Annotated in this window: 21 protein-coding genes; 15 read left to right on the forward strand and 6 right to left on the reverse strand. The window is 64.2% G+C overall.

Translation table 11 applies throughout. The features are described 5' to 3' along the window. Window positions 1-227 precede the first annotated feature (227 nt). Genes JW364_RS11865 through JW364_RS11875 form a run of 3 tightly spaced genes read left to right on the forward strand, consistent with a single transcriptional unit; the run spans window position 228 to window position 2,342 of the window. A complete protein-coding gene (locus JW364_RS11865; protein ID WP_033204169.1) occupies window positions 228-848 on the forward strand; it encodes an AIM24 family protein in 621 nt (206 codons plus the stop codon). A 16-nt stretch (window positions 849-864) separates the two neighbouring features. Then, window positions 865-1,581, forward strand: a complete 717-nt coding sequence (locus JW364_RS11870) for an AIM24 family protein (RefSeq protein ID WP_065629494.1) — start codon at window positions 865-867, stop codon at window positions 1,579-1,581. Beyond that, on the forward strand, window positions 1,578-2,342 hold the full coding sequence (locus JW364_RS11875) for an AIM24 family protein (RefSeq protein WP_058252893.1): 765 nt from the start codon (window positions 1,578-1,580) through the stop codon (window positions 2,340-2,342). The genes JW364_RS11870 and JW364_RS11875 overlap by 4 nt, the downstream gene beginning before the upstream one ends. A 286-nt stretch (window positions 2,343-2,628) precedes the next feature. Here JW364_RS11875 and JW364_RS11880 read toward each other — a convergent pair whose 3' ends face one another. From JW364_RS11880 to JW364_RS11900, 5 genes are all read right to left on the reverse strand, one after another. Next, on the reverse strand, window positions 2,629-3,783 hold the full coding sequence (locus JW364_RS11880) for a DUF475 domain-containing protein (RefSeq protein WP_078112510.1): 1,155 nt from the start codon (window positions 3,781-3,783) through the stop codon (window positions 2,629-2,631). 145 nt (window positions 3,784-3,928) lie between these two features. Beyond that, the gene (locus JW364_RS11885; protein WP_058252891.1) at window positions 3,929-4,504 is read right to left on the reverse strand and encodes a TerD family protein; all 576 of its coding nucleotides are present in this window, start codon (window positions 4,502-4,504) and stop codon (window positions 3,929-3,931) included. A 176-nt stretch (window positions 4,505-4,680) separates the two neighbouring features. Beyond that, a complete protein-coding gene (locus tag JW364_RS11890) occupies window positions 4,681-5,175 on the reverse strand; it encodes a hypothetical protein (RefSeq protein ID WP_078112511.1) in 495 nt (164 codons plus the stop codon). 1 nt (window position 5,176) lies between these two features. Next, window positions 5,177-5,848: a hypothetical protein gene (locus JW364_RS11895; RefSeq protein ID WP_078112620.1), complete on the reverse strand. Its 672-nt coding sequence runs from the start codon at window positions 5,846-5,848 to the stop codon at window positions 5,177-5,179. Window positions 5,849-6,380: 532 nt separating this feature from the next. Further along, entirely contained in the window at window positions 6,381-7,706 is a 1,326-nt protein-coding gene (locus tag JW364_RS11900) for an AAA family ATPase (RefSeq protein WP_240199000.1), read from the reverse strand. A gap of 918 nt (window positions 7,707-8,624) precedes the next feature. On the opposite strand from JW364_RS11900, the gene JW364_RS11905 reads away from it, so the two are divergent. The 5 genes from JW364_RS11905 to JW364_RS11925 all read left to right on the forward strand — a co-directional run bounded on the left by JW364_RS11905 (window position 8,625) and on the right by JW364_RS11925 (window position 14,644). Beyond that, a complete protein-coding gene (locus tag JW364_RS11905; RefSeq protein ID WP_205333617.1) occupies window positions 8,625-9,761 on the forward strand; it encodes a tetratricopeptide repeat protein in 1,137 nt (378 codons plus the stop codon). Beyond that, window positions 9,758-11,266, forward strand: coding sequence for an Hsp70 family protein (locus JW364_RS11910; protein WP_137810164.1), 1,509 nt, complete (start codon window positions 9,758-9,760; stop codon window positions 11,264-11,266). Before JW364_RS11905 ends, JW364_RS11910 begins: the two co-directional genes overlap by 4 nt. Continuing rightward, window positions 11,263-11,973 (forward strand): nucleotide exchange factor GrpE, encoded by a 711-nt coding sequence (gene grpE, locus JW364_RS24515; protein ID WP_254859618.1) that lies wholly within the window; start codon window positions 11,263-11,265, stop codon window positions 11,971-11,973. Before JW364_RS11910 ends, grpE begins: the two co-directional genes overlap by 4 nt. 344 nt (window positions 11,974-12,317) lie before the next feature. After that, window positions 12,318-13,628 (forward strand): hypothetical protein, encoded by a 1,311-nt coding sequence (locus tag JW364_RS11920; RefSeq protein ID WP_240199001.1) that lies wholly within the window; start codon window positions 12,318-12,320, stop codon window positions 13,626-13,628. Further along, on the forward strand, window positions 13,625-14,644 hold the full coding sequence (locus JW364_RS11925) for a ThiF family adenylyltransferase (RefSeq protein ID WP_078112516.1): 1,020 nt from the start codon (window positions 13,625-13,627) through the stop codon (window positions 14,642-14,644). The genes JW364_RS11920 and JW364_RS11925 overlap by 4 nt, the downstream gene beginning before the upstream one ends. An 18-nt stretch (window positions 14,645-14,662) precedes the next feature. On the opposite strand, the gene JW364_RS11930 is transcribed toward JW364_RS11925, so the two are convergent. Beyond that, window positions 14,663-15,394 carry a response regulator gene (locus tag JW364_RS11930; RefSeq protein ID WP_249356286.1) on the reverse strand — a complete coding sequence of 244 codons (732 nt, stop codon included), beginning with the start codon at window positions 15,392-15,394 and terminating at the stop codon, window positions 14,663-14,665. A 192-nt stretch (window positions 15,395-15,586) separates the two neighbouring features. Here JW364_RS11930 and JW364_RS11935 point away from each other — a divergent pair, with 192 nt between their 5' ends. The 7 genes from JW364_RS11935 (at window position 15,587) to JW364_RS11965 (ending at window position 23,740) form a co-directional block, all read left to right on the forward strand. Then, on the forward strand, window positions 15,587-16,201 hold the full coding sequence (locus JW364_RS11935; RefSeq protein ID WP_078112622.1) for a LuxR C-terminal-related transcriptional regulator: 615 nt from the start codon (window positions 15,587-15,589) through the stop codon (window positions 16,199-16,201). A gap of 538 nt (window positions 16,202-16,739) precedes the next feature. Continuing rightward, a complete protein-coding gene (locus tag JW364_RS11940) occupies window positions 16,740-17,927 on the forward strand; it encodes a hypothetical protein (protein WP_137810162.1) in 1,188 nt (395 codons plus the stop codon). A gap of 32 nt (window positions 17,928-17,959) precedes the next feature. Continuing rightward, on the forward strand, window positions 17,960-19,264 hold the full coding sequence (locus JW364_RS11945; protein WP_205333618.1) for a hypothetical protein: 1,305 nt from the start codon (window positions 17,960-17,962) through the stop codon (window positions 19,262-19,264). A 71-nt stretch (window positions 19,265-19,335) separates the two neighbouring features. Then, the gene (locus JW364_RS11950; protein ID WP_240199002.1) at window positions 19,336-20,634 is read left to right on the forward strand and encodes a CHAT domain-containing protein; all 1,299 of its coding nucleotides are present in this window, start codon (window positions 19,336-19,338) and stop codon (window positions 20,632-20,634) included. Further along, the gene (locus JW364_RS11955) at window positions 20,631-22,139 is read left to right on the forward strand and encodes a tetratricopeptide repeat protein (RefSeq protein WP_205333619.1); all 1,509 of its coding nucleotides are present in this window, start codon (window positions 20,631-20,633) and stop codon (window positions 22,137-22,139) included. The genes JW364_RS11950 and JW364_RS11955 overlap by 4 nt, the downstream gene beginning before the upstream one ends. A gap of 224 nt (window positions 22,140-22,363) precedes the next feature. Next, the gene (locus tag JW364_RS11960; RefSeq protein WP_176455904.1) at window positions 22,364-22,519 is read left to right on the forward strand and encodes a hypothetical protein; all 156 of its coding nucleotides are present in this window, start codon (window positions 22,364-22,366) and stop codon (window positions 22,517-22,519) included. 6 nt (window positions 22,520-22,525) lie between these two features. After that, entirely contained in the window at window positions 22,526-23,740 is a 1,215-nt protein-coding gene (locus tag JW364_RS11965; RefSeq protein WP_078112522.1) for an FxsB family cyclophane-forming radical SAM/SPASM peptide maturase, read from the forward strand. Window positions 23,741-23,753: the final 13 nt, after the last annotated feature.

Below are 23,753 nucleotides of genomic sequence, written 5' to 3' on the forward strand. Positions count from 1 at the left end.
CGCGGAATTCGTGCGTGAATCGTTCCCGAACCAACGACGTACGAAGTTTCCGGGCACCACTCGATGCTATCGGCTATTTTCATCTCGGTATGAGGCCGGATTCCCCGGCTCACGGCGAGCTGGGATGCCGAGATGCCGGCAGGTGCCGCGGTGCGGGGATGGCGTCGGGAGACGAACGAGGGATGGTCGATCGGCGGCCTCCCCACGGCGCGAGAGAGGCACGTCGAATGCAGTTGGTACAACGGTCCAAACGCGTGGTGGAAGCCAGGCTGAACAACTCCGCGGTCCGCGCGATCAGCGGGTCGATGGTCGCCTACGAGGGACAGGTCACCTTCAAATCGGCGGGCTTCGGCGGCGGCGACGGCGTGCTCGCGGGCCTGAAGCAGCGGGCCACCGGGGAGGCGCTGTCGCTCATGGAGGCCTCGGGCAACGGCATCGTGTACTTCGCGCACAACGCCGCCGAGACGACCGTCATCGAGCTCAACAACGAGACCCTGCAAGTGGAGTCCGAGCAGCTGATGGTGCTCAACGGCAACCTGCAGACCAATGTCACCTTCGCCGGTCTGCGCGGAGCGTCGTCGGGTCAGGGTCTGTTCACCACGACGGTGAGCGGCCACGGACAGATCGCACTGTTGTCCAACGGCGGCCCGCTCATCCACCTCGAGGTGTCACCGCAGTATCCGCTCGTGGTCGACCCGGACGCGTTCGTCTGCGCCCGCGGCCAGTTGAGTCAGTCCTTCGTCACCGATGTCTCCTGGCGGTCGGCGCTGGGACAGGGTGGCGGAGAGGCGTTCTCGTTGCGCTGGGATGGCAGCGGCGTCGTGTCGATCCAGCCGGCCGAGCGGTGAGGGTGAGGTAGCGAGAATGTTCACCAAGGTCAACAGCAAGGTCGTCTCCGTCGACATCGGCCGTACCGGGCCGGTCGTCGCACGACGCGGGGCGATGCTCTTCTACAAGGGCAACGTGCACTTCCAGCCCCACCAGATCGCGGGAGCCGGCGGTATGGGCGGCGGGATGCCGGGACTGGGCGGCATGGGCGGCATGGCCGGCCGGATGCTCGCCGGCGAGCACGAGTCGACGATGATCGCACAGGGGCACGGCGAGGTGCACTACGGCTTCCTCGGCATCGAGGTGCACGTCGTGGATCTCGCGGCGGTCGGCGGCACGATCCGGGTCGAGGCGTCGCGGCTGCTCGCCTACGCGGCCAATCTGCAGGCCTCCGTCGTCTCGGTCGCCTCACAGGGCGGCGGTGGCGGCGGCGGTGGCGGCCTGTTCGGTGCATTGCGGTCCGCTGCTGCCGGAGCCGTCACCGGTCAGGGCATGTTCACGACGCAGCTGTCGGGTCCGGGTTCGGCGGTGCTGCTCGGGCACGGCGGGGTCTTCGAGCTCGAGGTGTCCCCGGCCAAGCCGCCGGTGACCGTCGACCCGCAGGCATTCGTCGGGTCGGCCGGTCAGGTCAACACCAGCCTGCGGTCGGCGATGAGCTGGCGCAACGTAGGCCGAACCGGCGGTGAGGCAATGCAATTGGAGTGCTCCGGACAGGGCATCGTGTACGTGCAGGCATCGGAGGAGAAACTATGAGCCAACTCAACACCGTGTGGAGTCCGATGAACTTGCCGTCGGACGACAACGTGCCGGACAACAACTACTCCTTCTGCATCGACCTCAACCAGCCGTGGTTCATGTCCAAGGGCGCGATGATCGCCTACTACGGGCAGATGCAGTTCACCGCGCTGACCCAGGGTCTGCAGGGGAACATGCTGCAGATGGTGGCGCAGCAGTTCTCCGCCCCGCTGTACCTCGGTGACTACGTCGTCGCCGAGGGCCACGGCAAGCTGATCATCGGCGACCGCGGATACGACATCAACGCCTACGACCTCGAAGACGGCAACCTCACCATCCGGGCAGCCAATCTTCTTGCCTTCCAGCCGAACCTGTCGCTCAACCAGTCGATCGTGCCGGGGTTCCTGACGCTCATCGGCACCGGTAAGTTCCTCGCGTCGTCGAACGGCCCGGTGATGTTCGTCGAACCGCCGGTGCGCGTCGATCCCGAAGCGCTTGTCGGATGGTCGGATTGCCCGTCGCCCAGTCACCACTACGACGAGGCGTGGGTCAACGGTTTCATCGCGGCCGCGGGCCGGCGGATGGGGTTGAACTCGGGCGAGGAGCGCCAGTTCGACTTCACCGGCGCCGGAACGGTTCTCGTGCAATCGAGCGAGAAGGTGCGCGACGACTCGTCGGTCCTGCGCACCATCCAGGGCCATCTCCCGGGCATGTCGGTGCCGAGCCTGCACCAGATCAACCAGCAGATCACCCAGCAACTAGGGCAGCAGCAGGGCTGAGTCGGGCTCTCGAAACCACTGCGCCGCAGGACCTTCGGGTCCTGCGGCGCAGCTGTTTCTCCGCTCCCTAATCCGAAGGGCGACATAGCCACTGCTCCCTGAGGTGCGAGGAGCGAAAGCGACGAGCCTCGAAGGGCCTGGCGACTCAAGTCACCAAACCCTTCGAGGCTCGCTTCGCTCGCACCTCAGGGGGCAGGGGGAGGCGTTCGCTCGTACCTAAAGGAGGGAGGCGTTTCGCTCGCACGTCCCAGGAGCGCGCTTCGCTTCGCACCTCTTGGAGGGCAGGTCAGATGTTGACCTTCTCCTCTTCCCCCTTCGCCGCGAGGCGGTTGCGTCGGACGATGCTGGAGATCAGTGCGGCGATGATCAGCGCGACGCCGATCAGGCCAGTGATGATCTCGGGGACGTGGGTGCCGATGGAGTACAGCAGGATGAACGCCAGCGCGCCGATCGCCCAGTGCGCTCCGTGCTCGAGGTACACATACTCCGACAGCGTGCCCTTGCGCACCAAGTAGACGGTGAGCGAACGGACGAACATCGCACCGATGAGGCCGAGGCCGAGGGCGATGATGATCGGATCCGCCGTGATGGCGAACGCGCCGATGACGCCGTCGAAGGAAAACGACGCATCGAGCACCTCGAGGTAGAGGAACAGGAAGAAGCCGGCCTTGCCTGTCGCCTTGGCCAGGTCCGACGGTCCCGACTTTCCGTTGGTCTTCTCGATTGCCGCTTTCTCCGCGGCGTCGGTGCCGGGCTCGGCCGCTTCGTCATCTTCCGCGGTCTCGACGTTGAAGTACTCGCCGAGGCCGTTGACCAGGATGTAGGTGATCATGCCGAGTGAGCCGGCGATCATGACCGTCGACCGCTCGTCGGGCGCGGCGATGTAGGTCGCAGTGAGGACGAGAAGCGTCATGGCGATGACGACCTCGAGCATCTCCAGCTTGCCGATCTTCTCGAGCGGCCGCTCGATCCAGGTCAGCCACGTGAGCTCCTTCTGCTCGAAGACGAAGCCGAGGAACAGCATCAGCAGGAACATGCCGCCGAAGGCCGCGATCTGCGGGTGGGCGTCGGTGATGATCGTCTCGTAGCTGGGATCGCCGTTGGGGAAGTAGGCCGCATCGTTGGGCGGCGGGTTCAGTGCGAGGTCGAGCGCCTCAACCGGGTTGAGACCCGACGCGAGCCACACGATGACCAGCGGGAACACCAGTCGCATACCGAAGACGGCAATCAGGATGCCGATGGTGAGGAAGATCTTCTGCCAGAACTCGCTCATCCGGCGGAGGATCGTGGCATTGATGACCGCGTTGTCGAAGGAGAGCGAGATCTCGAAGACGCCGAGGATGGCGGTCAGGATCAGCGCTTCGACGCCGCCATAGAGGAAAGCGATGATCAGCGACACGATCGTCACGACGACCGAGAGGCCGAAAATTCTTACTACCACTGGCTTGTGGCCTTTCTAGGGTGCGTGGAAACCAGCCGACCGCATTGTCGGAGAGGAGTGGTGACGCGCGGATGCCGCACCCGTTCGACAACGGGTGCGGCATCCACAAGCACGTTCAGGCGGACAGCCGGAGTCTACGAGAGACTCAGACGTTCACACCGAAGTCGCGGGCGATACCCGCGAGACCCGAGGCGTAGCCCTGGCCGACCGCGCGGAACTTCCACTCCGACCCATGACGGTACAGCTCACCGAAAACCATCGCGGTCTCGGTGGAGGCATCCTCGCTGAGGTCGTAGCGGGCGATCTCGGCGCCGCCGGCCTGGTTGACGACGCGGATGAACGCGTTGCGCACCTGGCCGAACGACTGCGACCGTGCGTCCGCGTCGTAGATCGAGACGGGGAAGACGATGGAGTCGACGTTCGGCGGAACGCCCGCGAGGTCGACCTTGATGACCTCGTCGTCGCCCTCGCCCTCACCGGTCAGGTTGTCGCCGGTGTGCTCGATCGAGCCGTCGGGCGAACGCAGGTTGTTGAAGAAGATGAAGTGCTGGTCGGAGAGGACTTTCTTGTCCGCGCCGAGCGCGATGGCGCTGGCGTCGAGGTCGAAGTCGGTACCGGTCGTGCTTCGGATGTCCCAGCCGAGGCCGACGGAGACCGCAGTCAGGCCCGGAGCCTCCTTGCTCAGCGAAACGTTTCCGCCCTTGCTCAGGCTCACGCCCATGGTTTGCGCCTTTCTGTTGGTACGGGGTCTCGTGATGTCCGATGTGCCCGGTACGGGCCACTCGGAGCAATCGACAACACTCTATGTGAACGGTTTGACCCGGTCACTGGTTCGGATGGATGACCTGCGGGTTCGCCCTCGGCGATCCGGACACTGCCGGTGCGGGGCGGTGATGGTCAACCCATCCGGGAGATCAACTCGACCAGTCGCCCGACGGCATCACCGGCAGTGGTCGCCCGCTGGTGACGTGCGGCGCTGTCGGATCCGTTGCCGGTCTGTACCCATTCCGGTGTTCCTCCGACGCTCTGCGCGACGCGCAATGCGTATCGGGCGTGGGGGGACGCGACGCGGACCTCCTCGGGCTTGTCCCGATCGACGCGCAGCGTGACGACCTTGCCCTCCGGGGTCAACACGACCTCGTCGATGGTGTCGGAGGCGGCACGCAGAACCACGCGATTGAGACCGATGGGCCACCCCGGGAGTTCGATCGGTACTCGCGCGGTCTCGGGCACAGTCTCGGTTCGGCCCAGGAAACCCTTGCGCTCGACCTGTCGGGTCACCTCCTTGTGCCCGACCACCGGAAGCGGCCGACGCTGGGCGCGCAATCGCGCGGCTGCGTCGGCGGCTGCGCCGGTGAGGTCGCTCAGTCGCGGCTCGGATGTGGAGGTCATGTCAGTTCGCTCCCCGTGCTTCGTCGATGATGTACTTCGCGATATGCCATTCGGCGCGCTCCTGACCGCACACCCAGTCGTTGTAGGCGTAGACGCCGAGCTCGCCGAAGTACGTGGGCCACGCGAAAGCCCAATCGGGAAGCCAACCGCTGCGGGACGTGATGGCATCCGTGATGTCAGTTGCGACGATCTCGAGTTCGCAGTTGTTGCGCCGTCCGAAGTCTTTGATATGGCCGTTGAACACGTTGGCGAGCTTGATGAACACGTCCTGACCGGAGACGTCGACATCGGCGACCATCGCCCCGATCCGGCGGATCGACTCGAGATGATCGAATCGCTGCGGAATGGCATCGACATGTTGGAGTTCGATGTCGCCGGTGGTCCAGTCACGATCTCCGGGGGTGTCCACGGTGTCGATGGTCTCGACGAAGTCGAGCACGTGCGTCCAGCCGATCTCGGACAGGTCGGCCATACCGCCTCGTGCCGCCCATTCCTGGATCTTCAGCTTCATGATGTTGACCCGAAGCACTTCGAGCGTGAGTGCGGAGGGATCCCACCAGTGAAGGCGCAGGATCGCAGCAGCTACCTGTTTCCACTCCGAGTCGACTACTCGACCCTCATACTCCAACCCCGCGTTCACGCTCGCGCGCAGACCGTCTGAGTAGGACTGCATCTGTGCCACAAACCCGTTGTCGAGGTATTCAGGCGCAGACTCCGGGAGGTGAAAACCGACGGGGCGGCGAGCTGTGACGGGGGCAGCCGCTGCATTCCGGGATTGGCTGTGCACACCCGCCAGTGCCCAGAGGTCGGCACCGCAAGACACACACTGGGCCAGCACGCTGCGATCCGCCGTTGCGCCACACGTGCAGGTGACCTGATCGTTGGCGTGTACGCGAGGAGTGGGCGTTGGCACGGGAGCCGCGTCCTGTCGGTCCGGAGCAGGTCGTGACACACGATCGCGCCGTCGATAGTTGATCGGCTGGCTCGACGATGCCTCGGTTACGGGATCGGCCGGACTGTCCGCAACTGGATCCGCAGTGGCCGGCCTGGCGCGAGATCCCCGGCCCGGATGTTCATAGTTGATCCGGCCCGGATGGGTGTAATCGATGGGCATCAGTCGCCGACCTCGTTCTGTGAGTGGGTTTGTGGCGTGTCGAGACCCTGCGAGTACTCGAAGGCCGGATGGGGGCGCCGGATGCTCGGAGTCACCGCAACCAGACCGTCCAGGTCTCACCTGAGCGTTTGACCCTGGTGACCGTCAGCTCCGGCGGGATCGTCGCCAGCTCGAACATCGCCCGTGCCAACGGATTCACGAGCATGGCCTCGAGGACGTTGGCGACACCACGGCCCCCGAAGTCGAGATTCAATGTCGCGCCCTGGCGCAGAGTCTGCAATGCATCCTCGGCGACTGTCAGCCGCGCGCCGGTGGTTTCGCGAACGCGGTTACCGATGTTCGTCACGAACAGGTCGACCAGGTCGTCGCCGACCGTCTCCGACACAAAGTCGAATACGACGATGTTCTCACCGATTCGGTTCAGCAGCTCCGGGCGACCCAGCTCTCGGGTGAAGTGCTCGGCTACGGCCTCGCGGATGGTCGACTCCACCTCGCGGTAACCGGCACCTCGGGCGATCCGCGGCGTTCGGTGTCCGTCGGCCCCGGTGGTGTAGACACCGAGATTGGATGTGAAGACGATCAGTGCTTCGGAGAAATACACCGTGGAACCGTTTCCGTCGGTGAGGCGGCCGTCTTCGAGAATCTGTAGAAACTTGTCGAAGATTCGCGGGTGGGCCTTCTCCACCTCGTCGAAGAGGATGAGTCGGAACGGTTGCTGTCGGACCGCGTTCGTCAGCTCGCCACCCGCGTTGTGGCCCACGTAGCCCGGTGGGGCCCCGATCAGCCTGGCTTCGGCACCCTCGGCCGAGAACTCGCTCATGTCAAACCGAAGGAATGCATCTTTCCGGCCGAAAACTAACTCGGCCAATGACTTCGCCAGTTCAGTCTTGCCGACGCCCGTCGGTCCGGCGAAGAACAGGACACCCTGGGGGCGCCCGCCGGAACTGGCTGTCTGCGCGCCGGTGAGGCCCATCGTCGACCGGATGAGGATGTCGACCGTCTTGCGGATCGCAGCGGGCTGGCCGAGCACGCTCTTGTTCAGACGGGTTGCGGCGTCGCGGATCTTCGCCTTGAGTGCCGGGTCATGCCACGGGTTGTCGGGGATGCCCACGCGGAAGGTGCGCACCGCGTCGTCGATATTCGGGGCCGGGATTCCGCGGTCGATCGCGAGACGGTTGATCTCGGTGATCGAGCGGAGTGTCATGCCACCGGTGAGCCCGGCGTAGTGGTCGATGAGCTTGGCAGTTTCGGGGTCGGGATCCTGATCGAGGGGCATGGGTGTCGCGCCCGGAAGCGAATTGACCAACGGCTTGATCAGATGTCGTCGGTCTCCCAGGGACGGTAACGGAATCGAGATCACCCGAACCAGGTCACTACCGACGATCCAGTGGGGGAGGTCGGACTCCCGATCGATCATCCAGAAGATGGTGTTGTAGAGAGGCGATCGGTGGGGGCCCTCCACACGCCGACGGGGCGCTGTCAGGAGAACGCGCTCGGCGGTCACCAGGAGCTCGTGGAGCTCGCCACCGAAAGACTCCGAGTCGGCCCGCAGGCGGGAAGCGCCCTCGATGATGAGGCAACACGGAGACTCCGACATCGCAACCATTCGGACTATCCGGCGCAGTTGACCTGTCAACGACGCTTCCGGCCCTGCACTCGACTCGGCTGCGCGTATCAACTCAGAGCCGACCTGCTGGTGCTCCGCCAGAATCCCCAGCCCCTCAGCCGGGTTGAACGAGAGAAGTGTCAGATGTCCGGCCTCGTGCAGCGTGCGTACGAGTGCTGACGTCGGGTCAACCGTGACGAAGCGAGGCCCGGTAGGCCGCGGATTCGGAACGAGCACGAGGTCTCGTAGGTTGCCGGTCAACACCACTTGCGGATTGGCCGGTAGTGCGACGTCGACCTCGCGAAGCCAAGTGGGCAGTGGTGAATCCGCGTACGTCAAGATCGAAGACCTCCGTGCTCAGTCCAGAGAGGTGAGACCGGAGAAGTTTGCCACAGGTCGGGGTCGATGGCTGTCCTATGAACATGTGAACGTGTGCGCCGCCAAGAGTAGCCCCTGTGTGGGACACACGTCCCAGACGGATGTCCGGCAACGTCGGCCTCGGGAATCCGGCGTCCGGACAGGCCGACAACCGCGCTCGTGCCGGATGTCTGCGTCGCAGATGCCGCACTGATGCAATGGAATTCGTACAAAATGATGACAGAGCGCGCTGACCCCGGCTGTTAGCTTCGATGTTCTGAGAATATCTCGGACTCGTCTCTAACCCATGAGTACGCGGAAGCGTCATGTGTGATGACCAGGCGAGTACATCTCCTAGGAGCGTGTCTGCTGATGGTTGAAGTCGACTACTACGAACTGCTCGGCGTCACCCGCACTGCGAGTGAGGCCGAGATCGAGCAGGCCTCGAAACGGGCGACCCGGCAGTGGACCAAACGCGCATCCTCGCCGAACATCGACGTGCGGCACGAGGCCGAGACGAAGATGAAGCGGCTACGTGAGTCCCACGAAGTTCTTCTCGGCGGCGCGGACAAGCGCGCGGCGTACGATCGCGCGCTGGCGCAGGGTGTGGCGCCGGCGTCCGCACCGTCACGCCAGCCTGTAGGAGCGGGCGGCCAGGTCGACTGGGTTGCAACGGCCCGAGAGGCTCTGGCGAACAACGACTATCATTCCGCTGCTTACGCGGCGAAAGAGGCGACCACTGTGCTAGCCGGAAACGCCGAGTCCTGGAGCCTTCGGTCTCGTGCGAACCTCGGACTGGGCAGAGTGCAGGACGCCCTATTCGAGGCGCGGCACGCCACTGAGATCGAGATGAACAACGCCGAGTATCACTTCAATCTCGGCAACGTCCATGAGCAGCTCCGGGATTGGGTGGCAGCGCTGAAGGAGTATCAAGTGGCCACTCAACTCGATTCGCAGAACTTCGTCTATCCCCTCGCACAAGGCTCGGTGCTTCAGCAGAACGGGCTCCTCGACGAGGCCATCGACATGTACCGCCGAGTCTTCGCCCAGCACCAGACTGTCGATCCGGTGCGCTACTACCTCGGAATCGCCTTGCTGGAGAAAGCTGAGACAGTTCCGAAGCTGAAGGGAAACGGCCGTTACGCGGTGACCGCGGAGGAGGAGATCGCTCCGATGGTCGCACTCGCGTCCGAGGCGCAGCAGCTCTCTCGGGACCCGGAAATTCAGCAGGAGGCGGCGCGGATTCTCGAATACCTGCACAAGCAGAACGAGATGACGTGGTGCCTACCGACAACAGTGTCCGACGCTCCGTTCATGTGGCTGGGTGGTGTCGTGGGAGCGTTCCTGCTCGGGGTGGTGCTGATGGGCGTCTCCTCCGGCATCGGGGTACTGCTCATTCTCGCGTCACTGGCGGCTGTCGGACTGATCGTGTGGCAGTCCTACGTTCCGGGCTGGAAGAAGTCCAAGCGTAAGAACTCTCTCGCGCTGATGATTGGGCACCTGCAATGAGCAAGGTCATCGGAATCGATCTGGGTACAACGAATTCAGCGGTTGCGGTGCTGGCTGACGACGGCATCCCGACGATCATCCACAACCGCGAAGGCGACAACACGACTCCGTCCGCGGTCTTGTTCGACGACGGTGACGTCACCGTCGGAAAGCAGGCCAAGAACGCAGAGACGTCGATGCCCGGCAACGTCGTCCGCTACGTCAAACGTCACATGGGAAGCCCCGACTACAAGTTCATCCCTGACGGCGACTCGACCGAATACGGACCCGAGTTGATCTCGTCGTTCATCCTCAGATTCTTGGTCGACGATGCATCGGCCTATCTCGGCGAGAAGGTCGACGAGGTGGTCATCACCGTGCCGGCCTATTTCGGTGATGCCGAGCGAACCGCAACACGCCAGGCCGGAGAGATCGCAGGACTGAACGTTCTGCAGGTGATCAACGAACCCACCGCTGCAGCTCTGAGTTTCGGTCTCAAGGGCGGCTACAACGGAAGGGTCCTCGTCTATGACCTCGGCGGTGGCACCTTCGATGTGACGCTGATGGACATCTCGCACAACAACTTCACGGTCCTGGCGTCGGCAGGCGATCGCAACCTGGGCGGCTTCGACTTCGACAACGAGCTCATCAGGTTGACCGAAGCGAAGTATCGGGATCTCGGAGGCGAGCTGGATCCCGACGATGACAAACAACAGGCGCTCATCCGCGAGCAAGCCGAGGCGGCAAAGCACAGGTTGTCCACCAGCGACAAAGCGAAGATCCGGATCGGGACCGAGTCCATCACGATCATGCGTGAAGAATTCGATCGGGTCGTCGGCGACCTGGTGACCCGGACCCGCTACATCCTCGAGGATGTGATGGATCAATGCGGACTGTCCTACTCCGACGTCGACAAACTGTTGCTGGTCGGCGGATCCACCCGGATGAAGATCGTGGAGCGGTCGGTCAAGGAGTGGACCGGACTCGAGCCCGACAAGAGCGTTCATCCCGATGAGGCCGTCGCGCTGGGAGCGGCCATCGTTGCAGAGCTCCGCAACGCGGTAGAGACAGGTGAACCACCAGCGGTGCAGGCGTCCGTGTCCGACGTGGTCGCGCAGGGACTCGGCGTCGCGGTTCTGGCCGACGACGGATCGAAGATGCTGAACAGCCTTGTCGTCGTGCCGAACACGAGGGTGCCCAATCGGGTTGAAGCCAGCTCCTTCTCGACGGTGGGGGCGACGCGCCAGATCAACTTCCGGATCACCGAGGGTGACGAGAACGGAGCCGAACTCCAGTACGTGAAAGTGATCGGAGAGTCGCTACTCGCTCTCGACTATGACTTGCCTGCCAAGGCGCCGCTTCGGGTCGTGTTCGTCATCGGAGAGAACCAGACTGTCGAGGCGGAGCTCCATGACGCGGTGAGCGGTCGGCTGATCGGCCAGATGAACGTACAGCGAACGGCCAACCTCGATGCCATGGAAGTCCAGTCCCTCCGTAAACAAAGTCGAGAGATCGTGGTGCAGTGAGCTCCGCGGACAGCACCGGATGGGCCGCTGATCCGGTACGTGACCCGGCGCCTGCCGGTCCCGCCCGCACCGACGTCGGCGAGTTCACCGAGTGCGATCCGGTGTACCCGGATGTGGATGGGACCGATCGAGCCGCCTCGCGCGAGGGTGCGCCGACGGGAGAGGTGTCGGGTCGGCCGGCGGCAGCATGGTCCTCGGTCTCGAGCACAGTGGATTTCAGCGAATTGCACCTTCGGTTCGACCGGATGGAGAGTGCCATGGCGACTGCCTCCGGGGTCGTCGAGCGCAACTATGAGCAGTCGCTGATCGCCCTCCGAGATCGTGCCGCGGCCGCCGAGGTCGGGATGACGCAGACGTTGCTCCGTCCCATCGCGCGGCAGCTGGCGGCCTTGATCGATCGGGTCGAACTCGAGCAGGGACGTCGGCAGGTCGACCCATGGGCCCTGAGCGCCAGCGTGGTCGACGAATTGCACGACATTCTCGAGGACTTCGGCATCGAGACGATCGAGTGCCCACCGGGATCAGAGGTCGACAAGGCCAGACACCGAGTGGTCACGAGTCGAAGCCCGCGCGGGAGCTCGGACGACACACTGCGGATCGTCGAGCGGGTACGGCACGGGTACGAACTGTCGGGGTATGTGATCAGGCCGGCGGAGGTCGCGGCCGAATGGACACCGGAATGGGGTGACCCGACCTACCCTGGGTGACCACGCCGCCCGTCGGGTTGCGTGCATGTTGGCGCCTCCGAGGGACCGGTGCACCATGACAGAGCGCCCCGTCCGACAAGCCAGTCGGACGGGGCGCTCTGTTGTATCCGGCCGACTCGTCAGAGACAGCAACCTACAGAAGAAGCGGCATCCAGCAGGGTGGGGAAACGGCTCCTCGGTCACAACGACCAGGAGGAACCATGTATCAACTACCGACATCCACGCAACGGACTGCTGCGGCGGCAGGCCTCGACCACGCCATCGATGTCGCAGACCGCGTCGTCCGCCGGGTTCCGGCATACCGAGCCCATCTCCGGGCACACAGTTGCGATCCGCAGCGGATCATGACGAGAGACGATTTCGCTGCGCTGCCGATCACGACCAAGATCGACTACCTGGCTCCCCACGAGCTGGATGAACTGATGTGGGACGGTGACATCTCACGGGCACAGACATGGTCGGCGACATCTGGTTCGACCGGATCGCCGACATACTTCCCTCGCGACTCCCGGGCCGCTCGTGATGCTGCCGACTACTACGGGCGGATCTTCGAGGAGTGCTTCGATATCGGAGGGCACACGACCCTGGTTGTGGTCTGCTTCGCGATGGGGACCTGGATCGGCGGCACGTACAGCTATCAGGCCGCTCTCGGACTACACGAAGACGATCGTCGAATCACCGTGGCGACACCGGGAATCGATGTCGCGGCGGCGGTTGCGAGTCTGGTCGAACTGGGTCCACGCCACGAGAAGGTGATACTCGCGGGTTACCCCCCCCTGGTGAAAGACGTGCTCGACATGTTGCCCGCCGACGCACTCACCCAGGACCTGCACCTCCTGCTGGCCGGTGAAGGCATCACCGAGCGATGGCGCGACCACGTACTGGAACGCTTCGGTCGGCTTCACCGCCCGGAGCGGGTATGCCTGATGTACGGGACAGCTGAGGCAGGCGTGATGGGTCACGAGACACCGACGACCGTGACCGTCCGCCGGGCGGCATTCACTTCTGACAAATTGCGGCGGGAACTGTTCGGTCGCAACGCGACACCGTTGACCACGTTCGTCGAGGTCGACCCGATGCGCCGTTACACCGAGGTAGACGAGGACGGGTACCTCTTGTTCACGATCGACAGTGCCCTGCCCCTGGTGCGTTACCGGATCAATGACCAGGGTCGCGTCCTCACCGGCCTAGAACTCCAAGAGGTGCTGAAGATGAGTGGATTCGACGATCTGTCCACGATCGTCGATCCCGAAGGGTGCTTCGTGGTCCTGACCGGTCGGCCGGATGTGGCCACATCCTTCTATTCGTCGTCCATCTTCCCTGCGCAGCTGGCCTCGGCGTTCGACGCCGCGTCGGTCGCACGGTCGGTCACCGGGCGGTTCTGCGCGGACGGAAGTCCGGGGGACGATCACTGCCCGGTATTGCGCATCGACGTCGAGCTTTCGGCCGGAGCAACCACGCCGGAACCAGGTCTGGCCGAGAGACTGCGAAGTCTGTGTCTGGCAGCCCTACTGGACAACAACGACGAGTTCCGAACGCTGCGCAGTTCACACGGGGAGGAGCGGACCACTCCGGTGGTCAACGTGCACCCCTACGGAACCGGGCCCTTCCGACCCGGTGCAAAGCACACCTACACCTTGCGGGGTCGGCGATGATCGAGATCTTGGACCCACGGCTCGATTGCCGACGTCTGGAGGAGATCCGACGCGCCGGTACTCGTGTCGTCGATGCCTGGGCACACGCTTTCGACGAGTACTGCGCAATGGTGCGCCTCGATACGGAGCTGGAGCCGCTGGCGCACTGCGAACTCGAACGCCGGAGCCGTTATGTCTTCTATCCGTGGCGGGACGTGCTGGTCCGCCTGCCCGACGACGAGATCTTCCACCGAATCCGCACGTCCCGGAATCGGTTCCTCATCACCGACGAGGAGCAGGCGAGGTGGTCTGGCGCGACGATCGCAGTCGCCGGGTTGAGTGTGGGTGCGTCCCTGCTACACACATGCGCGCTGACGGGGGCTCGCAGCTTTCGCATCGGCGACCCAGATGTGCTCGGACCGTCGAATCTCAACCGGTTGAACGGGTCGGTGTGCGATCTCGGCGTGGCGAAAACGACTCTCGCGCAGAGGCGGTTACTCGAACTGGACCCATATACGACAGTCGAGACATTCGACCGAGGTGTCGGCCCCGATGACCTACAGCGCTTTCTGACGCCCCCCGGTGGCCCAGGTGCAGACGTTGTCCTCGAGGAGGTCGACGATCTGGCGATGAAGGTGGCGATTCGGCGCGCCGCGAGGGCGGCGGCGGTTCCGCTGATCATGGTCACCGACGATGGTGACGACGTCATCGTCGACGTGGAACGCTACGACCTGGAGCCCGACTATCCCGAGTTCCACGGGATGGCGGGCGATCTGGGGTCGTTGAGCGCCGACGAACTCTCCGACCCCGCCAACAAGATTCGCCTTGCCGGCGCGATCGTCGGACCCGACGTGTCACCTCGGGTGCACGATGCTCTCGGCGAGGTCGGCCGCTCGATCCCGTCATGGCCGCAGTTGGGCAGCGCAGCGACTCTTGCCGGCGCGGTCGGTGCCACCGTTGCTCGACGGATCGTCTGTGGGGGCCGGGTGCCTTCGGGACGGAGACACGTCCGCGCGGGTGATCTGGTGTGTTTATGAGATTCCTACTCCCGCCACCTACCGTGGCGCGAGGACATCAGCGTGGCCATGGCGCCGACACCAGCTCACGATGTAGCGCGCGTGCAGACCGCACCACCGGAAGACAGACGCCTGTGTTAGCGGCAGGCGTTCGTCGTGTTCGTTGCGGGCACGCATCATGGGACCTACGTAGTTGGACGCGACCTTGCTCGCGGTGTTGGCGGACACGCGCGCCACCTCCGCCAGGGTCGCGACGTCGGCCGCGTTGCCGGCGGCGATCGCCCCGGCCATGCGCGCCGCAGTGGTTCCGCGGCGTCCGTTGAACATCTCGAACAGGGATGGGCGCGAGCCCGACTCAGGCCGACTGGTGATCCGCTGGCCGTAGGCGACAGTCCGTAAGGACTCCACGAAGGTGTGCAGACCTGCGGACTTGGCCACCACACCGGAGACATCGGCACGTCGTCGTGCCTCGGCGAGATGGTCCTCCTCCATCGAGTGGCCTTGCGTGGCCAGCAGGACGGGCGCGAGACGATCCGACGTGCGCAGCCCCTCGATGACGTCGAGGCCGTCGAAAGTCCACTCGAGTTCGGCGTGGTTGAAGATGAGGTCTGCGCTGACGACATCGAAACGCACGCGTGCCGCGATCGCGTTGCGAAACTCATCGCGATCCCGGGCGACTGTCACCAAGGAGCCCTCGAACGTTGCCTTGAGCGGGTCTGCCACCACGTGCCCGAGTGGCGAGGCGATGAGGATGCGGAGTCCGGTCGTCACCCGCGTCATCTTGCCGTACTGGTCCGATTCATGCGCGATTCCACCTCCGCGTCGCTCTTCGGGGGCGGAATCCGTCCGAACCCAGCACGAAAATGTCGTCACTGTGGCTGATCGCTCGGCGGGATCACCTCACTCTTGACGGGTACCCGATATCCCGCCGACGCCCGCCGTACCCCTTCCCGAGGAGTGTTCATGACCACCGACATCAGCCACGATCTCGACGTCCCCATGCGCGAACTCACTGTGCGGCAGCCGATGGCGGTGATCGCCGAGCACGACCTGGGTGATGTCGCACTGATGGCACTCCTCGAGGACTTCGGTCATCGGGTGAGCATCATCGATGTCGATGCGGAGGCCGACATGCTGCCACCTTGCCCGGTCGCCGCCGTGATCGTCCGCAGTGAACGACGATTGGCGCGGCTGAGCGAGTTGGGCTGGTTCCGCGACTCGAGAATCATCGGAATCGGGGTTCGACCGGACCCGTCTACCGGTGTCGGGCTCCCCGATTCGGCGTTCTCGGCCGGTGTCCTCCGGCAGGTACTCGAGAAGATCGCCCCGTCCCGCACGCGTCGCCGAGTTCGACTCAGCGACCGGGAGTGTGAAGTCGTGTTGACCTATGTGCTCGGTGCGACGGTTCGGCAGACGGCGGCGCAGCACTACATCGCCGAGAGCACCGTCCGCACACACCTGCGCCGCGTCACCGAACGCTATGTCGAGGCCGGACACCAGGTGTCGAACAAGTCGCAGTTGCTCATCGAGTTGATGGCCGATGGCTGGATTGATCGCAACCAACTGCTCCGTCGCTGAGTGCCGGCGGGGATATCCGCCGCGTGGCGCAGGTGGCGCTGCCCAGAGTTGTTCGGGGCCTGCCGCGTCTGCGACATCAAGGAGCCGCCCGCCAGCACGAGCCGTGGACGGGGCATAGTCGGCCGGTGCTGAGGCAAGCAACGCAGGTGAGGCGTCCGGCAATGCTGTAACCGCCCGCCTGCCCCCGGCATGTAGGACAAACGTCCAGCAGTCGCGCGCATCGCTCGCACGCAGTCACCTCGGCCCTCTCTGTAATGTCGATGCCTGCGACGGTAGTCCGCGGATGGACGAAGTGGTCTCCTCCAAAACGATGAAGTTGCGGGTGCCTCGCCGGGAATGCGAACGCGTGGCGGGTAATCCGTACACTTACCGCAGACATCGACGAAGGAGCGCCGGAGTGAGCCGACTTGCGCCACCCGATATTTCCGGAGACCCCGGGCCTGGTGCCGACTTCCTGCCTGTGGTTCCGCCGGAAGGTATCGACCGAGTGGGATACATGTCGCAGTACCGGCGGGCGATACGGTCGCCGATTTCCGACATGCACACCCTGACAGGAGAATTGCACGGCTGGTGCGGCGCGCTCGGACGTAAGGCGTGGTTCGGTGAGCGATACTGCGCCACCAGCGCACTGATGGCGCGAAGTCGTCAAGTGCGAATCGCCGACGCCGAGACGATCGCGAACTTTGGGGAGGCGTGCCACGACGCTGTCGCGCCACTGAGTCGATACACCGCCGGATGGTTCACCAGCTTGGCTGACGTCACCCCGGTCGGGTTGCGTAAACCCATCGGCGTCGCGGTTCGTGAAGCGCGCCGCGCCGCGGCACGCAGTGTGCGCCGGAGCCTGGCCGCGACGCCGGCCGTTCACGAATCCTTCGCCACGGTGCGCGACTTCGCGCTCGGACCCGGCAAGCGAACCGATGCCGACGAGGTCATCGCATTGGACACGTTCGCCACTGCGATCGCGAAACTGGTCCACAGAGGATTCACCGGTGACCATGTACTGACCGACGCCGATCGTGCCGACCTCGCCGATCTGGGCGATCGAGTGATGACCGAATTCGGCGCGGTTCCTGACGAACCACTCTCGGACCGGCGCCGGGACGAGCTGCGCGGGGTCGCGGTGGAGTTCTTGAACCGGGTCATCGCGGAGCGCTTCGGGAACAGGGCGTTCGACCCGGATCACCTGGCCGAAGCGTACGAACGTGTGGTGACGACTTACGTGAATCGACTGCATGCGGGAAAGGCATTGGAGGGCACCGAGTTCTACCTACTCGTGCGTCTCGACGCGGTCCGGATCGATGAATGGCGGCGCGGCACGATTCGGCGCCGCCGCCAGACACACCTGGTGACCGGTGACGACCAGGGGAGCGCCCGCGCCGACGATCGGCTGGAGGACACGACCGCACCGTCAGACTCAGGTCCGGACGACCTTCTACGTGTCGCTGCGACGCTGATAGGCCAGGATCGCGCCAGTCGTGTCGACGGTGAGTTGTGTTGGGAGGCACGAACAGCGATGGCCCTGCTGACCGCAGGCCTCGATCTGGATGGGTCCCAGCAGGTTCTTCGGGAGACGATCTCGGGCCGTTGGCAAGCAGAACAGCCAGGTGACTCACGCAGCCAAGCGTCGTCGGCCGCCGAAATGACAGTGTTGTTGATGATGCAGACCGCTGTCACGCGAGCTCGTCGCGTCTTCGACGCACACCTCCGCCCGGAGGAGGCATCGTGAGTGGGACGGTGAGACACAGGCCGGACGGGAGCATGGAATGGCGAGCCGAGCACCCCGAAGCCATCCTGCCGATCACGGTGACCATCGGCGGTGTGGCCATCACCGTCGACGCCTTGCTGCCCGAAAGGCCGGTGGAGCTCACGGCGGAATCCGGCGAATCCCTGCGCCGGTTGACGAACGGCTTCGCCCTTCCGTCTTCTTTCGAAGAGCTGCTCGGTGCAAGCGACTCCGAGGCCGTGCCGGATCCGATCCTCGGCGACGAACTCGTCCGGCTCCTGACCGTGGCAGCTGTCGATGTCGTTCATCTCGGCGAGCTCGACGATGGGGTGTTGCTGCTCGACGCAGCCCATTCCCGGGCGCTCGTCGGAGATCCGATGACCGATTGGTACTACGCTCTTGCGGCATCGGTCCCGGGCCGTCTCGTCGACGAGATCGAATCGACGGATCAACTCGGCCCGATGGTCGACAGGTTGGCCGAGGTGATCGCAGCGGCGCCGACGGATTCCATGCCCGAAGATGAGCGCCGCGAGGCGCTGTCGCTGCTCAGCGCGCGCATTGATCGAGCTGATGCCGTATGGGACGTGTTTCAGGTGACGAGCGCCGGCGCCGAACTCGCCCTGGCATCCGAACTCGGTTCCATCTCCACAGTGACGATGGAGGTCGCCGACCTCGCATCGTTGCCTGCCCGCCTGCTGCGTTTCGACGGCCCGGAGGAGCCGGAGATCGAGGTGCACGAGAACGCGGACGGGTCGATCGAGATCTCGGCCGCGATTCGGTCGAGCGTCGACGCGGAATCAGTCACCGCCGAGGGGATATTCGCCGTCGCAGCCGACCGTTCCTCCGGAGAGATACTGGCGTTCGCACAGGCTGTCGCGGTGGACGGCCGGGTCGTCGCACGCATTGACGATCCGGATGGTTTTGTCGAGGGCGCACGATGTGCGTTTTTGGGGGCCGATGCCGACCTTTCGGCACTGCGACTCGATCCATTCGGCATGTCCGTCGCCCGGGTCGACCGTCACTGCCGCTACGCCTGGACTCGGTATCGGGCGGCTGGCGCCATCCGCGCCGGCCTGGGGGTGGTGGACGACGAGAGCCGGATAGCGGCCGCGGCGCAGATGGCGGATGCAGAACAAGTTGGTGCCGCCGAGGCGATCGATCAGGCCCGAATGCTCTTGCGACAGATGACGCGACGGTGGGGTGACACTGATCGGTCCGCGCTCGTGGCGTCCTATCGCGACATCCTGGTCTCTCTCGCAGCCAGATTCTCCGAACCACCGCCCAGCGATGGCGCGGCAGGCCCGACGCTCGCCGAACTGCACATGATCGGGCGGAGGTGAACCCGGCACCCGCGTCGGAGTTGCTGATCCGAGCTGTCGACGCGGACAGCACGTACGTGTCGTTCCGCTGGTTGGACAACCCGGACCATCCGATCGTGCATGCGATACCCGCATCCACCATGCGTCGCTTGCTGGCCCGGCTCGACTCCGCACTCATCACCACTGACGCCGACACCGAGATCGACCATCCCACTGGAGATGCCGAGGGCGATGCGGTCCGAAAGGCGTTGTCCGGTCAATTCACTCGGTACTGGAGCGAGTACACACTGAGTGAAGCGTTCGCGCGGGCCATCGTGCCTGCACAGATAATGACCGAGATAGGCGATCGGGCTAGGCACGGTCGGATCTCGATCCGCGTCACGCCGAGCAGGTCTCTGGCGAGGGTGCCGCTGGAGCTGCTCGTCATCGATGATGACCAGCGGCTGATCGAGCTCGCCGACGTCGTGTACGAACCGCCCGCGGCACTCCATCTGGGGCGGGCCCGGACCCCGGAGCCCTGGACAGGAGCGGTTCCGCAACGCCCGGTTCTGTATTTGGTGGATCCGAGGTTGCCGGCCGGATCTGGACTGAGGCAGGTGCTCGCCACCTCATCGTCGCGCGGCCTCGCGACAACAGGAGGCTCAACCAACGAGGGCCTCTTTCGAGACCGAATCGTTCGGCATCCGACGACCGATCTGTCGGGCATCGGGCGGGCCGTGAGCAGATGGGATCTGAGTGAAGAACTCAACGAATCGCGACCGAGTCGGCTGTTCTATTTCGGACATGTGAGTTCTACGGTTGACCAGCCCGGGTCTGCGGCCATCCACATGTACGACGACGAGCAGGTGTGGGGACTGGCCGCGTCGGTGAATCGAGCTCATCGACCGCTCACCGCACTGGATCTGCTGCTCGGTACCGCCAACCCCGAAGTCGGTCCCGAGGACGCTGATCCTGTGCGGGACAGGAGATCCGGGCATCAATGGTGGCCAATGCCTCCGCGAGTGGCGGTGATCGCATGTGAGGGTGGGGTCGACTATCGGAGCTCGGAGACCTTCGGACTGCTCGTCGCCATGTTCGGCGGGGGCGCCCAGATCGTCACCACAACACGCTGGACGTTGCCCTCAGACGCGGCTTTCGACAGGTTCGCCGGTGTGACCGCGGTTCCCGGTCCGACGACCGAACTGGCCCTGGCTGTGGACGACACGCACACGACGTCTGATCCTTCTGCCGCTCTGGCGGAATGGCAACGGACCAAACTGCAGCAGTGGCGTGACACGCCGGGACCAGCTACCTCACCACTCACCTGGGCTGCGGTTGGCACCCATGTCTGCGGGTATCGGCCCGTCACTGCGGGAGCGGCAAGTGCATCCCGAGGAAGGCCATCATCGTGACCGTGCCGGAGGACGGGCAGCACACAGAGGAATCGGATGAGGAATGGTCGAGACGCCTCGACGAACTAGATGAGCGGGCGCAACGGGCCGACGACGGCGGCAATCCGCGTGAGGTTGTCGAGGCCTACGTGGACCTCGCCGAACACCTTGCAGGCGTTGCCGATCACGATGTCGTGATCGAGTTGCTTCTCGTTGCACGCGAGGCCTGTCTCGAAGTCGATCCGGCGCGGGCCACCGAGCTTCTGCAAACCGTCGGTCTGCTCGCACACACCGCCGGTGACTTCGGATCCGCCTACGACGCGTTCGGAATCGCGTGTGAGGAGCTCTCAAGCGTCGCTGACCCGGAGCACTTCGCGAGCTCGCTGAACGACTTCGGCGCCATGTGCACACAGGTGGGCGAGTTCGACGAAGGAGAGGAGGTGCTCCGGATGGCCGAATCGATATATCTGGATCGCCGTCTTCTCCATGACGCTGCCGAAGTACGGCTGAACCTCGCGAACAACCTCTACCAGTCGGGCCGGGGCGCGGATGCGGAGCGGCTCCTCTCCGAACTCGTCGACTTCTTCGGACACGACTCGGTGCGCCAAGCGATGTGCCTGACGTCTCTGGCGGCGGTCCACGTGGAATCTGGTCGGGCTCATCTCGCACGACCGGCTTTCGAACGCGCGATCAAGATCTTCGAATCGGCCGGCGACGCAGAGCACGCTGCCGAGAGCCGGATGGGTTTGGCGCTGGTTCTACTCGGGTCGGGGGAAGTCGACCGCGGCGAGATACTACTCGCAGAGGTCATCGATTACTACGAGAGCATCGGGAAGCCCGATCGGGTTGCGATCTGCGAGTACAACCGCGCGAATGCTGCGACTGCCCGCCATGACTTCGCTGTCGCCGATGCCGCGTTCGACGCTGCGAGCAACGGGCTCGCGGCAGCGGGAGTGCACCACCAGCTCGCCAAGCTGCAGTGGAATCGCGTCAAACGCCTCACGACCGAGGCCGCCCTCGACCCGCAGCGGCAGGCCACACTCGGCGCCGAAGCGGTCGACACCGCAGTTGCGTCCCTCATCGCGTCCGACTATGAGCGCTTCCAGTTCACGGACTCGTGGCGGCGTGCCAGGTGGCGCGACACGCTCGAACACCGGATGACGTGGACGTTCCTACTGGCCTACAAATTGGGTGCGACCACTGTCACCGCGGATCTCATCGACACGATGATCAACGCCGGGGTGTATGGCTTCTCGGGGACGCTGATGCCGGATGAACCGGTGGCACTGGACGTGTCGACCGGACCGCGAGCAGGCGCAGCCATGCAGGACGAACCACCGACGTCGCTCGTGCTCGGGCTCGCCGCCACGTTCCTGCGGACTGCCGAGTTGCCGATGGCGCCGCCACCGGCGTTGGTTGACGGGAACGGGCGTTTGCTCCTGGAACGTCAGCGCGCAATGGCTGCCGCACTGGATCCTGACCTCGCTGAAGTGCTGGAAACAGCACCGCGAGTGCAGATTTGGTAGAAAACTCGGACCATCGCCGCTACCTTCGATCACAGGGTCGAGGTCGATGATGGCGTGGGAGCAACTCGATCTTGTCCGACGTGACCTGCACACCATCGGTCGGTGTCAGAGCCTCGCTACTCCATTCATACGAATTTCGGCACTTACGTTGCCGCCCCCAAATCGCCCGCTTAGCATTGCAGTGCTGGTCCAAGCTATCCGCCAAAGAAGAACGGACACAACACATGACCACTGGCAAGAAGAAGCTCTCCGAGCTCGTCCGAAGCGCGGTCGACAGCGATTCCCTCCTGGCCGAGGCAGTTGAGCGGCTCAAGAGAGAGAAGGAGACCGACAGCGTCGAGTTCTTCCGTCACGGACAGTTCGGTTCGCACAACGCGTAGCGACTCGTGAAACTCTGGCCATACGACGGATCGTGCGATGCCACCACTTCGATAGCGGAGGGGTGGCGTCCCCATCCGATCAACGAGTTCATCTTCAAAATCCAAACGCGCTGCAATCTCAACTGCGACTACTGCTACGTGTACAACCTCGGTGATGATTCGTGGAAACAAGCACCCGCGGAACTCAGTGACGAACTGGTGGATGCGGCGGCGGCTCGGATTCGTTCGCACGCAATGCGACACGGCCTGCCGTCCGTGGCAGTGTCCATACACGGTGGTGAACCGTTACTACGCGGGATCAGCAGAATAGAGAACTTTGTCGGGCGCATGAAGTCCGGTCTCGCGCCGGTCCACGTGGAGATCTCGATGCAGACCAACGCCACCCTGGTGACCGAGCAGGTCGCTGCTCGATTGGCTGAACTCGATATCCACGTCGGGGTTAGCCTCGATGGTGGAGAGAAGTCGAACTCCCACAGGTTGGACCTCGGGGGGAAGTCGTCCTTCGCGCGTGTTGTACGCGGGATCTCGAATCTTTCGCGGTTCCCGGGCCTCGTTCAGGGGGCTCTCGCGGTGATCGATCTCGAGAACGACCCCGCCGACGTGTACGGCACGATCAAGGATCTCGGATTCACCAGCCTTGACGTGCTGCTTCCACATGGGACATGGGAAGCGCTACCGGTACGAAAGAACCCGGACCGTCGACTCGACGCATACGCGCCGTACGGGGACTGGCTGATCGAGTTGTACCGTGTGTGGTCCACCGATGAGTCACGGATACGGTTGCGTCTGTTCGATGACATCATTCACCTCCTACTCGGCGGGGAGTACTCGTTCGAATCCCTGGGCCTGGCACCGGCCCAACTCGTGACGATCGAATCCAACGGCGACATCGAACTGGTCGACAGCATCGGCTTCACCTACGACGGCGCGGCCGCCACCGGTGCGAATGTCATGACCCATGAACTCGACGAGGTCCTGACCCATCCCGGCGTAGTCTGCCGACAGATCGGGGCGCGAGCCCTGCCGGAGGTGTGCCGAAGCTGCCCCGTTCTCGAGGTGTGCGGTGGAGGTCTCATCTCCCATCGATGGGACTTGTTGAACGGCTTCAAGAACCAGACTGTCTATTGCTCGGACATGAAGAAGATCATCGACCACATCGACACTGATGTACGTGGGCGAGTGGAGCGGGCGGACACCGCCGGCGTCGGAGCCGCGGGGTGAACTCATCGAGTCC

The organism is Gordonia sp. BP-119 (assembly GCF_016924115.1).
GTDB classification, from domain to species: Bacteria; Actinomycetota; Actinomycetes; order Mycobacteriales; family Mycobacteriaceae; genus Gordonia; species Gordonia hongkongensis.